General features: G+C 38.8%; 13 protein-coding genes. 8 read left to right on the plus strand and 5 right to left on the minus strand.

Features of this window, described 5'->3' with window-relative positions; translation table 11 throughout:
* The first annotated feature begins 37 nt into the window (after window positions 1–37).
* The 7 genes from glgB to apaG all read left to right on the plus strand — a co-directional run bounded on the left by glgB (window position 38) and on the right by apaG (window position 10,538).
* On the plus strand, window positions 38–2,011 hold the full coding sequence (gene glgB / locus ASG01_RS01195) for a 1,4-alpha-glucan branching protein GlgB (RefSeq protein WP_055858722.1): 1,974 nt from the start codon (window positions 38–40) through the stop codon (window positions 2,009–2,011).
* Entirely contained in the window at window positions 2,008–3,414 is a 1,407-nt protein-coding gene (locus tag ASG01_RS01200) for a glycogen synthase (RefSeq protein WP_055858725.1), read from the plus strand. The genes glgB and ASG01_RS01200 overlap by 4 nt, the downstream gene beginning before the upstream one ends.
* Before the next feature lie 45 nt (window positions 3,415–3,459).
* Window positions 3,460–4,728: a glucose-1-phosphate adenylyltransferase gene (locus tag ASG01_RS01205; RefSeq protein WP_055858728.1), complete on the plus strand. Its 1,269-nt coding sequence runs from the start codon at window positions 3,460–3,462 to the stop codon at window positions 4,726–4,728.
* Window positions 4,729–4,797: 69 nt separating this feature from the next.
* A complete protein-coding gene (locus ASG01_RS01210) occupies window positions 4,798–5,838 on the plus strand; it encodes a hypothetical protein (protein ID WP_055858731.1) in 1,041 nt (346 codons plus the stop codon).
* 125 nt (window positions 5,839–5,963) lie between these two features.
* Entirely contained in the window at window positions 5,964–8,780 is a 2,817-nt protein-coding gene (locus tag ASG01_RS01215) for a 2-oxoglutarate dehydrogenase E1 component (protein ID WP_055858734.1), read from the plus strand.
* Window positions 8,781–8,817: 37 nt separating this feature from the next.
* On the plus strand, window positions 8,818–10,071 hold the full coding sequence (gene odhB, locus ASG01_RS01220; RefSeq protein WP_055858737.1) for a 2-oxoglutarate dehydrogenase complex dihydrolipoyllysine-residue succinyltransferase: 1,254 nt from the start codon (window positions 8,818–8,820) through the stop codon (window positions 10,069–10,071).
* Between the two features lie 80 nt (window positions 10,072–10,151).
* On the plus strand, window positions 10,152–10,538 hold the full coding sequence (apaG, locus tag ASG01_RS01225) for a Co2+/Mg2+ efflux protein ApaG (protein WP_055858742.1): 387 nt from the start codon (window positions 10,152–10,154) through the stop codon (window positions 10,536–10,538).
* 3 nt (window positions 10,539–10,541) lie between these two features.
* On the opposite strand, the gene ASG01_RS01230 is transcribed toward apaG, so the two are convergent.
* The 3 genes from ASG01_RS01230 to ASG01_RS01240 are packed head-to-tail and all read right to left on the minus strand — an operon-like array spanning window position 10,542 to window position 12,972.
* The gene (locus tag ASG01_RS01230; protein ID WP_055858745.1) at window positions 10,542–11,096 is read right to left on the minus strand and encodes a 3'-5' exonuclease; all 555 of its coding nucleotides are present in this window, start codon (window positions 11,094–11,096) and stop codon (window positions 10,542–10,544) included.
* A gap of 12 nt (window positions 11,097–11,108) precedes the next feature.
* Complete coding sequence (locus ASG01_RS01235) at window positions 11,109–12,104, minus strand: glycosyltransferase family 2 protein (RefSeq protein WP_238584492.1); 996 nt, start codon at window positions 12,102–12,104, stop codon at window positions 11,109–11,111.
* Window positions 12,088–12,972 carry a lysophospholipid acyltransferase family protein gene (locus tag ASG01_RS01240; RefSeq protein ID WP_055858751.1) on the minus strand — a complete coding sequence of 295 codons (885 nt, stop codon included), beginning with the start codon at window positions 12,970–12,972 and terminating at the stop codon, window positions 12,088–12,090. The genes ASG01_RS01235 and ASG01_RS01240 overlap by 17 nt, the downstream gene beginning before the upstream one ends.
* 78 nt (window positions 12,973–13,050) lie before the next feature.
* Here ASG01_RS01240 and ASG01_RS01245 point away from each other — a divergent pair, with 78 nt between their 5' ends.
* Entirely contained in the window at window positions 13,051–13,638 is a 588-nt protein-coding gene (locus ASG01_RS01245) for a thioredoxin family protein (RefSeq protein ID WP_055858754.1), read from the plus strand.
* Window positions 13,639–13,702: 64 nt separating this feature from the next.
* Here ASG01_RS01245 and rplI read toward each other — a convergent pair whose 3' ends face one another.
* The gene (rplI, locus tag ASG01_RS01250; RefSeq protein WP_055858756.1) at window positions 13,703–14,230 is read right to left on the minus strand and encodes a 50S ribosomal protein L9; all 528 of its coding nucleotides are present in this window, start codon (window positions 14,228–14,230) and stop codon (window positions 13,703–13,705) included.
* Window positions 14,231–14,386: 156 nt separating this feature from the next.
* On the minus strand, window positions 14,387–14,689 hold the full coding sequence (rpsR, locus tag ASG01_RS01255; protein ID WP_055858759.1) for a 30S ribosomal protein S18: 303 nt from the start codon (window positions 14,687–14,689) through the stop codon (window positions 14,387–14,389).
* Between the last annotated feature and the right edge of the window lie 25 nt (window positions 14,690–14,714).

Below are 14,714 nucleotides of genomic sequence, written 5' to 3' on the forward strand. Positions count from 1 at the left end.
TAAAACACAAAAAAATTCTGACCACTGGTCTGCACTTATGAAAAATTTGGTTCAGCCGTTTTCGCTGCTTACAGAGCATGATGTTTACCTGTTTAGGGAAGGCAAACATTTTAAATTGTATGATAAGATGGGATCGCATGCTGCTGAAAATGGCAGTGAGAAGGGTTTTTCTTTTTCAGTCTGGGCGCCTCACGCGAAAAAAGTTTCGGTCATCGGAGATTTTAATGACTGGAAATCCTCGCAGTACGAATTGTTCCCAAGGTGGGACGGCTCTGGAATCTGGGAAGGCTTTATCCCGAATCTTCAGTGGGGAAATCTATACAAATATGAGATCGAAACAGCGGACGGAAAAGTTTTAGAAAAAAGCGATCCTTTTGCCGTAAGCTGGGAACAGAATCTTCAGGCGGCATCGCAGATTTCGACAACCTGGTATGAATGGAAAGACAAATCGTGGATGCAGAACCGCCAACAGAAAAACAGTCTTTCTGCACCGCTTTCAGTGTATGAGATTCATCTAGCTTCTTGGATTCGGGACGAAAATAATCCTGAAAAGTTTTTAAATTATACAGAAATTGCCAAAAAACTGGTTCCCTATATTCTCGAAATGGGCTTTACACACGTCGAGTTTATGCCGGTGATGGAATATCCTTATGAGCCGAGTTGGGGTTATCAGATTACCGGATTCTTTGCTGCAACTTCTCGTTTCGGTTCGCCGCAGGATCTGATGTTTCTGATTGACGAACTGCACAGAAATAATATCGGTGTGATTCTCGATTGGGTTCCTTCGCATTTTCCGGGTGACGCCAACGGACTGCATCTTTTTGACGGAACAAGTCTTTACGAACATCCCGATCCAAAGCGTGGTTTTCATCCGGAGTGGAAATCATACATTTTCGATTACGGAAAAAATGAAGTGCACTCTTTTTTGATTTCTAACGCGATGTTTTGGCTCGAAAGATATCACGCAGACGGCCTTCGCGTAGATGCGGTGACATCGATGCTTCATCTCGATTATGCGAGAAACGAAGGCGAATGGGAACCCAATATCTTTGGCGGAAACGTAAATCTTGAAGCAAAATCTTTCCTTCAGGAAATGAATACGGCCGTTTACGGAGAATTCGGCGACAGCATCATGACAATTGCCGAAGAAAGTTCGGATTTTCCGATGCTGACAAAACCCGTTCACGACGGCGGAATCGGTTTTGGGATGAAATGGATGATGGGCTGGATGCACGATACGCTCAAATATTTTAAAACTGATTACTCTGACCGAAAAAACGTACATCACAAAATCACGTTTGCGTCGATGTATGTTAATAATGAAAACTACATGATGCCGCTTTCTCACGATGAAGTGGTGCACGGAAAAGCGAGTCTCATTTATAAAATGGTGGGCGACGAGTGGCAGAAATTTGCCAATCTGCGCACGTTGTTTGTCTATATGTTTACGCATCCCGGTGCTAAACTTCTCTTCATGGGCGACGAAATCGGGCAGACTTCTGAATGGAATTTCAGGAAAAGTATTGACTGGAATCTTCTGGAACACAATGTTCACAGCGGTTTGCAGAATCTGGTAAAATCCTTAAACCGTTTATATAAAACAGAAACAGCGCTGTACGAAAATCAGTTTAATCCTTACGGATTTCAGTGGGTGGAAGCTGATGATGCTGAAAAATCAGTTTTCGTTTATTTAAGGAAAGGAATAGTGGCAGGCGATGTTTTAATGATCATATTAAATATGAAACCGGAAGCTATCGATTATAAAATTGGGGTGAAAAGATCTTCGAAATGGAAGGTGATTTTTAATTCTGATGACAAAAAATTTGCCGGAGGCGGAGTCGTTCCGACGATTTTCAAAGAAGATAGTGAAAGCTGGATGGGATATTCAAAATCGATATCGGTTAATCTGCCGCCACTTTCCGGAATTGTTCTGAAGATGAAAACTTATTCGGCTTCAAAGAAAAAATCAGCCAAAAACAGAATATTTAAATTAAAGAAATTATATAAATGACAATTTATCACCTCAGCACAGAATGTTACCCTGTCGCCAAAGTGGGCGGACTTGCCGATGTTGTGGGCGCGCTGCCGAAATATCAGAATAAGATCGAGGGAATCTACGCAAAAGTCGTGATGCCTTGGTACAACAAACCATTTGTGCACGAGCACGATTTTGATGTGGTTTTTGACGGATTTATTCATCAGGGTCAAAATATGCTGCAGGTTCAGGTTTTAAAAGAAAAATCTAAAGAACTTGGTTTTGAACTTTTCCTGGTGAGAATTCCAGGGCTTTTAGATCGCGATAATCCTTACGGTTATCAGGACGAAAGTTATCAGTTCTTAGGTTTTCAGCATGGAATTTTACACTGGTTAAGCGCAATGCAGATTCGTCCAGACGTGCTTCACTGTCACGATTATCACACCGGATTGGTTCCGTTTATGGTCGAAAACTGTGCGGAATTTTCATTTTTAAAAGGCGTAAAAACCATCGGTACGATTCACAATGGCGAATATCAGGGAATGATGAGTTGGGAAATGGTACGTTATATGCCGGATTTTGATGGTTATAAATGGGGACTTCTCGACTGGAGCGGTCTTATCAATCCGCTGGCGTCGATGATTAAATGCTGTCATGCTTTCACGGCAGTTTCCGGTGGTTATCTGGATGAATTATTTACAAGCTTTCATGGTTTGGAAAATCTCGTCCGTCAGGAATTTTCAAAATCTTTCGGCATCATCAACGGCATAGACACTGAAGTCTGGAATCCGGAAACCGATCCGATGCTTGATTTTAATTTCAATAAAAAAAATGCAGTAAAAACTAAGAAGAAGAATAAGGAAAGTCTTTGTAAAGAGTATAATCTAAACCCAGATTTGCCGCTTTTTGCATTCATAGGAAGATTTGCCACCGAGAAAGGCGCAGATCTTCTACCAGACGTGGTTTGGAGGAGTATTACAGAAAGTTCAGGCTCTTTAAATATCATCATTTTAGGCTCAGGAAATCCACAGCTCGAAAACCGTCTGCGTGAACTCGATAATGTTTATATTAATTTTGCGCTTGATTTGGGTTATAAAGAACATCTTTCCCATAAAATCTATGCTTCGGCAGATTTTTTGTTGATGCCATCACGGGTTGAACCTTGTGGTTTAAACCAGATGTATGCGATGCGCTACGGTACAATTCCTGTCGTGAGATATATCGGCGGACTGCGCGATACCGTTCAGGATATTTCGACTGGAGGAGCAGGGTTAAATTTCACAAATGCCGGAACGGATGACGTGATACATTCGATGGAAAGGGCGACAGCGATCTATGGAAACAAAACTCTTATGAAAAATCTGGTTTTGGCAAATATGAATTTTGATTTTGCCTGGGAAAAATCTGCGCAAATCTACATTGATTTATATAAAAACTAAGCAGTTCGCAATGAATTACAAACTCAAAAATCATAAAATATAAAGATGAATCGAAATGTTATCTCAATCGTTTTAGGCGGAGGCCGGGGTACAAGACTCTTTCCTTTAACGTATTCAAGATCAAAACCTGCGGTACCGATCGCGGGAAAATACAGATTGGTAGATATTCCGATCTCAAACTGTCTGAATTCCGGACTTAATAAAATTCTTGTCCTCACGCAGTTTAATTCTGCCTCATTAAATTCACATATAAAAAACTCTTTTCACTTTGATACGTTCAGCAAAGGCTTTGTAGATATTCTTGCGGCAGAGCAGAATGTAGACAGCGACAGCTGGTTTCAGGGAACTGCTGATGCCGTACGACAGTCGATGAAGCATCTTGAAAAGTATGATTATGAATATATTTTAATTCTTTCAGGAGATCAATTGTATCAGATGGATTTTCAGGAAATGCTGCAGTTTCATATCGACCGGGGAGGTGATGTAACGATTGCGACAATTCCTGTAAATGCCAAAGACGCAACCGGTTTTGGTATTCTAAAATCCGATGACGAAGGAAATATTACTTCTTTCGTAGAAAAACCTGATTATGATTCTTTAAATGGATTACAGTCTGAAGTTTCTGATGACAATAAATACAAAGGAAAAGAATATCTGGCATCTATGGGGATTTATATCTTCACAAAAAGCATTCTGAAAAAGATGTTTGAAGATGGCGCCGGCGATGATTTCGGTAAAGATATTATTCCAAGTTCTATTGGTAAATACACCACTTTAAGCTATCAGTATGAAGGTTACTGGACAGATATCGGAACGATTGAATCTTTTTACGAAGCCAATCTTGATCTTTGCCAGGATTTCCCACAGTTTAATCTGTTTTCTTCGTCACCCATTTACACAAGAGCACGAATGCTTCCACCGTCGAAAATAAACGGTTCTTATGTTAGCAAAGCGGTTTTTGGTGACGGCTGTATTATTTTGGCTGATAAGGTTGAAAATTCAGTAATCGGAAACAGAACAAGAATCGATAAAGGAAGTACAGTGGTAAGTTCTTACGTAATGGGGTCTGATTTTTATCAGAAAACCACCGAGATTGTAGATAACGACAGCAAGGGAATTCCAAACATGGGAATCGGGAAATACTGTTACATCGAACGTGCAATTTTGGATAAAAACTGCAGCATTGGTGATAATGTGCGTATCATTGGAGGAAGACATATTCCGGATGGTGATTATGGAACGCATTCTGTACAGGATGGAATTGTTGTTGTGAAAAAAGGCTCAGTAATAATGGCCGGAACACACATCGGATAAGATTTTTAAACCTAATATACAGTGACCAGTTATATTGGTCACTTTTTTTATTTAGCTTAATTTTGCCGCATGCGATTTTTTAAAATTACTGCTTTCATTGTGTTGATTCTGCTCGGTGCTTACGCTGCAGCGATGTACTATTTGGTTGAAGAAAGCAAAGAATTTACGGTAGAAAAAGAAATCGCTTACCCCGTTGATAAAGTATATAACCAGTTCAGTAATTTTCAGAATTTCACGCGGTGGAATAACTTTTTCAGCAGTTCGAAAACGGTTCTAATCGATTTTTACACGCCTTATGAAGGAAAAGGCAGCGCGATCAGTTACGCTGATCCTTTGAAGGATGAAAGCGGCGAAATGTACATAAGGTACGCGAATGAAAATAAAACATTACGATATCAGCTTTTCGAACACGAAAACGAAAATCCAACGCTTGTTGATGTTAAATTTATTCCCGTTTCAACCACGAAAACCAAGATACAATGGTTTATTCATACACCTAAATTATCGGTATGGGCGCGGGCAAAAAACTTCTGGACAGAAGACCGTTTTGCGGAAAATATCGATAAAAGCATGGGTAACCTGAGCAATGTTTTAGGTAATAAAGTACAGAAAGACAATCTTTTAGCGTCCATAAAATACGACAGCTTAATGGTCGAGAAGGAAGATGCGCAGATGATTTTAGGAATCAATGTCAGCACTTCAAACAAAAAAGATGCGCTTTACAGAAACGTTCTCATCAATTACAATAAGGTTTACAATTTTACGACAATGGATCTTGGTAAGAAAAATGACGAAATCGGATATCCGGTTTTGATTACTGATCCTGATAATTTTAAAGACAGAGAAGTTTCTTACTTTCTGGGAATTCCGTTATCAAAAAAAATAGGAATTTCGGATAATAATTTCAGCTTCCGGTCGGTAAGTCCGACAGAAAATTACGTGATGTATTACAGAGGCAACTATTCCGGGCGATTAAAAGCGGTACAGCGTCTCATGGAAAAAGCGCGAAAAGAAGAAATGCGTTACGGCGACATCTATGAGACCTTTTTGGAGGCACCAACTGAAGCTGATCTCGTAAATCTAAAACTCTCATTATCAGTTTATCGCTAAACATGAGATTCGTCATGCGGTCTTAATACTTTTTAACGATTATGCGGGCAGGCTACTCGGTTTTTTTTTATTAAATTTGAGGATTCATTCGAATAATAATATTAAATAAAAGATAAACTGTAATAATGGACAGATTTTCATTCCTAAACGCAGCCCATTCTCAGTTAATTGAGGATTTATACCAACAATATTTAAAATATCCGGATTCACTGGAGCCTTCTTGGAAAGCATTTTTCCAGGGTTTTGATTTTGCCTTAGAGAATTATGGCGACGATGAGGATATTCAGATGGTAAAAGCGTCTGGAAACACTGCGCCGGCGGTACAGCAAATCTCGCAGGCAGTGGCCGGAGGTGAAGTTCCGGAGCACATCAAAAAAGAATTTAAAGTGGTAAATCTGATCGAGGCGTACAGAACACGCGGTCACTTATTCACAAAAACAAATCCGGTTCGTCAGAGAAGACATTATGAGCCGTCGCTAGATATCGAAAATTTCGGTCTTTCAAAAGAAGATCTGAATACGACTTTCAACAGCGCAGCAGAAACAGGGATGAAGGGTCCGGCTACGCTGAAAGATTTAATCACCCATTTAGAAAACATTTACTGCGATTCTATTGGGGTTGAGTATATGTATATCACAAATATCAAGGAGAGAGAATTTATCAAACAGTGGATTCAGGTTAATGAAAACCATGCGATTCTTAAAACGGAAGAAAAGACAGAGATTTTACTTAAATTAAATCAAGCTGTTGCTTTCGAAAATTATCTTCACACGAAATTTGTTGGTCAGAAAAGATTCTCATTGGAAGGTGGTGAAACTTTAATTCCTGCGTTGGATCAATTGATCTCAAAATCTTCTCAGCTTGGCGTTGACGAAGTGGTTTTGGGAATGGCTCACCGTGGCCGACTGAATGTTTTATCAAATATTTTCGGGAAATCTTACAAGCAGATTTTCTCAGAGTTTGAAGGGAAAGAATTTGAAGAAGACGTATTTTCGGGTGACGTAAAATATCATTTAGGTTCTTCTAAAAAAGTGCAGACTGCCTCAGGTGAAGAAGTTTCGATCAATTTAACGCCAAATCCATCACACTTGGAAACAGTTGCCGCTTTGGTTGTCGGGATTTGCCGTGCGAAAGTGGATGACAAATACAAAGGTGAGTTCTCGAAAGTTTTACCGATTATTATTCATGGAGACGGCGCGATTGCAGGTCAGGGAATTGCCTATGAAGTCGCCCAGATGATGAATCTTGAAGGATATAAAACTGGTGGAACGGTACATATAGTTGTAAACAATCAAGTTTCTTTCACCACAAATTATGCTGATGCAAGATCATCAACCTACTGTACAGACATTGCTAAAGTGACTGAAAGTCCGGTTATGCATGTGAATGCAGATGATGTTGAAGCGGTTGTTCATGCGATTCATTTCGCGGCAGATTACCGTGCGAAATTTGGAAAAGATGTTTATATCGACCTTTTAGGTTACAGAAAATACGGTCACAACGAAGGTGATGAACCGAGATTTACGCAGCCTAATTTATATAAAGCCATTTCAAAACATCCAAATCCGAGAGAGATTTACAAAGATAAATTGATCACAGAGGGCGTAATTTCTGATGATGTTTTGAAGAAAATGGAAACGGAATTTAAATCGCTTCTTGATAAAGATTTTGATGCTTCAAAAGAGATTGAAAAAAATGCGATGGATCTGTTTATGTCTGATGACTGGACCGATTATCCGTTGGCAAAAAGAGGTGCCGTTCAGGATTCTGTTGATACAAAATTTGACCTTGAAAAACTGAAAAAGCTGGCGGTGGAAATGTCTACTTTGCCATCTGATAAAAAGTTCCTTAATAAAATAACAAGGTTGTTTGAAAACCGTGTGAAAGCGATTAATGCAAATGCTCTCGACTGGGCTTTGGGCGAATGGCTTGCGTATGCGACACTTTTAAATGAAGGTTACAACGTAAGAATTTCTGGTGAAGATGTTGAGCGTGGAACTTTTTCGCACAGACATGCAGTTGTAAAAACCGAAGATACAGAAGAAGAATATATTCCTTTAAGACATGTTTCAGAAAGTAGATTTGATGTGTATAATTCGCATCTTTCTGAGTATGGTGTTTTAGGTTTCGATTATGGCTACGCAATGGCTTCACCGAATACTCTGACAATTTGGGAGGCGCAGTTTGGTGATTTCGTAAACGGCGCACAGATTATTGTTGACCAATACCTGGCAGCTGCAGAAGAGAAATGGAAAATTCAGGATGGTTTGGTAATGCTTTTACCACATGGTTCTGAAGGTCAGGGAGCAGAGCACTCGTCGGCAAGATTGGAGCGATTTTTAACGCTTTGTGCCAATGAAAATATGGTTGTGGCAAACATTACGTCACCTGCCAACTATTTCCATTTACTGAGAAGACAGCTTAAGTGGAATTTCAGAAAACCATTGATCGTGATGAGTCCGAAATCTCTTTTAAGAAGTCCTAAAGTCATTTCTCCTTTGGAAGATTTTTCAACAGGAACTTTCCAGCCGATTTTAGATGATCCGAATGCTGAAGCTTCAAAAATTGAGAAGTTGGTGATGTGTTCAGGTAAATTATATTTCGAGCTTTTGGCCAAGAAAGAAGAACTGAACTGCGATAACGTGGCTCTGGTGCGTTTCGAGCAGCTTTATCCTTTGCAGAAGGATGCGATAGAAAATATTTTCTCTAAATACGGCAATGTAAAATCGATTATCTGGGCTCAGGAAGAGCCGGAAAATATGGGTGCATGGTCTTATATTTTAAGAAACTTCAGAGAGACAGGAATTCAGGTAATTTCTCCAGTGGCGAGTGGTGCTCCGGCTCCGGGAAGTCACAAAATGTTTGAGAAAAACCAAAACTTAGTAATCAACAGAGTTTTTGACAGAGATGATGCTCCGTCAAAAAGACCTGTTACAGCCTAATAAAATTAATTTCCAATAAAAAATAAAAAATACTCATATGTCAATTTTAGAAATGAAAGTTCCTTCGCCGGGCGAATCAATTACAGAAGTTGAAATTGCAACTTGGCTTGTAAAAGATGGTGATTACGTAGAAAAAGATCAGCCAATTGCTGAAGTAGATTCAGACAAAGCGACGCTCGAACTGCCAGCTGAAGAAAGCGGTGTGATCACTTTAAAAGCTGAAGAAGGCGACGTGGTGCAGGTGGGCCAGGTTGTTTGTTTAATTGACAGAGATGCTGCAAAACCTTCGGGTGGCGAAGCTGCTGCACCTGCAGAGAAAAAAGAGGAAACTCCGAAAGCAGAAGACCCGAAAAAAGAGGAGCCTAAAAAAGAGGAAGCTCCAAAACCAGCTGCAACATCTTACGCGACTGGCGCTCCTTCTCCAGCAGCCAAGAAAATTCTTGATGAAAAAGGGATCGAAGCTTCACAGATTTTAGGTTCTGGCAGAGACGGCAGAATCTCTAAATCTGATGCTGAATTAGCAGCTAAGCCTGCAATGGGCGGAAGCTCTTTATCTGCAACAGGTTCAAGATCTACAACGACTACAAAACTTTCTGTTTTAAGAAGAAAAATTGCACAGCGTTTGGTTTCTGTTAAAAACGAAACGGCGATGCTTACAACTTTCAATGAAGTTGATATGTCTGAAATTTTCAGATTGAGAAAACAGTATAAAGACGAATTTGCACAGAAACACGGGGTTGGACTAGGTTTCATGTCGTTCTTTACAAAAGCGGTGACCAGAGCATTGCAGATGTATCCTGATGTGAACGCTTCTATCGACGGAGATTTCAAAGTTAATTATGATTTCTGCGATATTTCAGTTGCGGTTTCAGGACCAAAAGGATTGATGGTTCCGGTTTTAAGAAATGCTGAAAATATGTCTTTCAGAAGTATTGAAGCCAATATTAAAGATTTGGCTACAAAAGTAAGAGACGGAAAAATTACGGTAGACGAAATGACTGGCGGAACTTTCACCATTACCAACGGCGGAACTTTCGGATCGATGCTCTCTACGCCGATTATCAATCCCCCACAGTCTGCAATTTTAGGAATGCACAATATCATCCAGAGGCCGGTTGCCGTTGACGGACAGGTTGTTATCAGACCTATGATGTATGTAGCGATGTCTTACGACCATAGAATTATAGACGGAAAAGAGTCTGTAGGGTTTCTGGTTGCTGTAAAAGAAGGAATCGACAATCCCGTTGAATTCCTGATGGGCGGTGATGAAAAAAGAGGATTGGAGCTTTAAGATTCTGACAAATATTTCATATTATATAATCTCGCCTTTCAAAAGGCGAGATTTTTGTATTAAATCTAAAAATCAACGACATGTTTTCGAAAATCACTGAAAATATCAAAGTTTCCGTAGAACCTGAGTACGACGTAAAAAACAGCTTTCCTGCTGAAAACCGTCATGTATTCAAGTATAATATTCTGATCGAAAACAACAGCATTTTTCCTATTAAAATTTTAAAGAGAAAGTGGCTGATTTTTGATGTTGGATTCGGATTTACAGAAGTGGTGGGCGATGGTATAATCGGTCTTACACCGGAAATTTTACCTGGCGAAAACTTTGCTTATTTTTCTAATGTGATGTTGCGATCTGGCGTAGGAAGTATGAGCGGTAAATATCTGGTTGAAAACGAAGAAGATAAAAATTCGTTTGAAATAGATATTCCAAAATTTAATCTTTTATCTCAAGTTCTAAGTAACTGATTTTTATAGTTTTTTAAGTTTAGAGGCAAAATTTAAAGAAATTTCATCATTCTCTGTGATTAATAATCTTTCAAAAGCTAATAAAGAGATCTTTGCACAAACTTCTGCATCGTCGCCAGCAAGGTGATGATTAAATTTGATCTGATGATATTCTGCGAGATGCTTTAAGCCGTATCTTGGCAGATAATTCCAGGATTTTTTGGCCAGCTGAATACTGCACAGATAATTTAGTTTGGGTGTGAAAAGTCCGTAATAATCAAGACAGCTTCTCAAAACTCCCGCATCAAAACTAGCGTTATGCGCCATCATTAGCGAGCCGTACATCATTTCTTCAGCTTCGTACCATATGTCGTCAAATGTGGGCGCATCTTTCACGTCCTGAGGCAAAATACCGTGAACATCAATGTTTCGTGGATTGAAATAGGGGAAACTTGGTGGTTTAATCAACCAGGTTTTTGTTTTTATGACTTGCGAATTTTCTACGACACAGATTCCCAATTCACATGCAGAATTACGTTCGTGTGTAGCCGTTTCAAAGTCGATTGCACAAAAATCCATACAAATCTCAGATTATTTTTTATTTAAAAACTGTTTAAAAACCAGCCATCTATCAGCATAATAATCACTGATCTGATGCTTCTGTCTTCTTCTTACCGATTCCGGAATTTGCGAATAAAAAGAAAAATGTGCACTGATCACCGCTAAAAAGTGTGGAAATCCGTATTTGAAACCGAAAAAAACTGCTGCCGCACCGTCGAGAATCATTCTTAAAAATATAATGAAAATCATCATCGGGAATGGTAGATTCTTAACCATCATCGAGAGATTATTTCTGATGTTGAGAAATGTCTTTTTCGGATTTTGTTTATTTAAAGTACCACCACCAACGTGATAGACGGTCGATTTTCCTGTGTAAAAAATCTTTTTTCCTACGTTGATCAACCTCCAGCAAAGATCAATTTCTTCCTGATGCGCAAAAAATCTTTCATCAAAACCTTTCTGATTCCAAAAATCATTTGACTTGATAAAAAAACAACACCCGGAAGCCCAGAAAATCTCAATTTCATCGTTGTACTGTCCTGCATCTTTTTCTACATCATCGAAAATTCTGCCTCGGCAAAAAGGATAGCCAAGATTGTCGATTAAACCACCGGCAGCTCCTGCAAATTCAAAATAATCTCTGTTTTCGTAAGATAGAATTTTAGGCTGTACCGCTGCAATATTTTTATCGGAGTCGAGTAGTGCAATTACCGGTACAGTCCAGTTTTCAGTGACTTCCACATCAGAATTCAGTAGACAGTAAATTTCTGCGTGAATAGTCTTTAAACCGACGTTATAACCTTCTGCAAAGCCATAGTTTTTATCGTTCAGAATAACTTTTACAGAGGGAAACTTCTCATTTAAAAAAGCTACAGAACCATCAGTCGATGCGTTATCGATCACAAAAACAGAATGATCTTGTGATTTCATCAGAACATTTGGCAGAAACTTTTCGAGCCAGTTTTTACCGTTCCAGTTGAGAATTGCGATCGCGAGTTTTTCCTGCATATCAGAGTTTCTGCGCATCAAAGTTTTTTATGGAATCCTGATATTTCCATTTTCTATGCGACCAAAGATAATTGTCAGGACGTTTATTGATGGTGTTTTCCAGTAATCTGTGGAATTTTTTCACGACTTCATTTTCAATAAATTTTTCTCCTTCAGGTACGATTCTGTGATAATTTATCTGATAAAATCCGCGTTTCACCTTTTTCATTTCACAGTAAATAAAAATCATATCCATCCGCGTTGCCAGTTTATCATAACCGATAAAAGCCGGAGTTTTCTGATTTAAAAATTCCAAACCATAATTCACATGCGCGACGTGCGGCGTCTGATCTGCAACAAATAGATAAATCGAATCACCGTTGTTTTTATTTCTGAAAATATTTAAAATAACTTCGTTTGCTTCCAGCGCTTCATTACCGAATTTACTGCGGATTTTCTTCATCTGATTTTCCCAGAAGCTGCTGTTCACTTTACGGTAAACGGGATGCGTATGATTTTGCGGAACAATTGTCGCCAGCGCATTCATCCATTCCCAGTTGAAAACGTGACCCGCGAGAAGAATGATGTTTTTGCCTTCAGACTTTGCATCGTGAAAGACTTTTTGGTTGATATGCTGAAAACGGAACTTCGTTTCATTTTCAGAGAGCGTGAAAGATTTTACTGTTTCTGCCAGATAATCAGAAAAATTTAGATAAAACTTTTTCCGGATGGCATCGATTTCAGCATTGGACTTTTCGGGGAAAGAATTGCGGAGATTCTGGGTAATGATTTTCTTCCGGTATCCTATAATATAATGATTCAGAAAAAATAGAACATCTGAAAAAATATAGAGTATGCTGAGCGGCAATCTCGAAATAAGATAAAGTATTTTAATCAGAAAATTCATGAAGCACAAATTTAGTGATAAATAAATTAGGTATTAATTTTTGATGAAGAATAAAAGATTTTTTTATACATTTATCTAATGAAAAAGATTTCACAACAACTGGCGATCATAGGATTTGCGGTTTTGAGCACATTAGCATGCGCTCAAAAAACTGAGAATACCGTAGCCAAGACAGATTCACAAAAGTCAACTGCTGTAGCAGTAGACAGTAAAGCGACTGACGAACAGAAAAAAGCCGCTGCTGAAGAGAAAGCAAAGTTTGCCAAACCTTATAATCCTAAAGCAAATGCTGAAAAAGACCTGGAAATGCTGATGGCAAAGGCTAAGAAAGAGAATAAGAACATTATGATTCAGGCGGGTGGAAACTGGTGTATCTGGTGTCTGCGTTTTAATAACTTCGTGATGAATGATCCTAAACTGAAAGCGATCGTTGATAAAAATTACGAATATTATCACCTGAATTATTCTCCGGAAAACAAGAACGAAAAAGTTTTCGCGAAATACGGAAATCCCGGTGAAAAATTTGGTTATCCGGTTTTCATTATTTTAGACAGCAAAGGGGAGATTCTTCACGTTCAGTCGAGCGAGATTTTAGAGGAAGGTAAAGGCTATAGCAAAGACCGCGTGAGTGAGTTTCTGACTAAATGGGGAACCGGCAAGTCTTAAAAAATAACACGAGAAAACAAAAAACCACTTCAGATTGAAGTGGTTTTTTATTTAGCTGGAAAAATTAAGCCTGCTCTTCAGAAGCAGTTTCAGTATCTTCTACTTTAGCTTTCGGAGCTGCTTTTGGCGCCGGTGGTGCTGGCGGAGCTTCGTCTACGATATCAAAATCGAAGTTGTGCTCTACGTTTCTGTGAAGTCTGATAATTGCTGATGCAGTACCAGTTCTCTTGATTGTATTACCAGGAATTTTGATGTATTTCTTGTCGATCTGTACACCTGCTTTAGATAAAGCTTCAGAAAGATCTGCATTGTTGATAGATCCGAAAAGTCTGTCACCAGAACCTACTTTTGCAGGAATAGTGATTTTTGTTTTCTTCAACTGATCAACTTTACCGTTAGCGTCAGCTACCAATTTAGCTTCTTCTTCTTTTCTTGACTCTAAAGTAGCTTCAAGAGATGCTTTGTTTTTTGGTGTCGCAAGAAGCGCATAACCCTGTGGCAACAAGAAGTTTCTTGCATAGCCTGGTTTTACGTTTACTGTGTCAAATTCAAGACCTAAATTTTCTACGTCTTTTTTTAGAATAATTTCCATTGTTGTTGTCCTTTTTTAGATATTTAGAAGGTAGAAATAAGATTAGACTGAAAAGCCTTGTGTCTGAAATCTGAAATCTAAAATCAAGTTAGAATTAAATAAGTATTCAGCAACAAAAAGCCAAAAGCCAAAAGCTAATGGCTAATTGCAATTTTTTTATTTCAATAAATCTGCTACGTAAGGCATCATTGCAAGGTGTCTTGCTCTTTTGATCGCCGCAGAAACTTTTCTCTGATATTTCAAAGATGTACCAGTATATCTTCTTGGTAAAATTTTACCCTGCTCGTTCACGAACTGTAGCAAGAAGTCTGCATCCTTATAATCTACATGCTTGATTCCGTATTTTTTGAATCTACAGTATTTTTTATCAGTTTTTGTATTAATATCAAGTGGAGTAAGAAATTTTACTTCAGATTCTCCGCCGGCTGAGGCTTGTTTAGCCATATCATCTATTGCCATGTCTTGTCTTTTTTAAAATTTGGGT

The organism is Chryseobacterium sp. Leaf180, assembly GCF_001424585.1.
Lineage (GTDB): Bacteria > Bacteroidota > Bacteroidia > Flavobacteriales > Weeksellaceae > Chryseobacterium.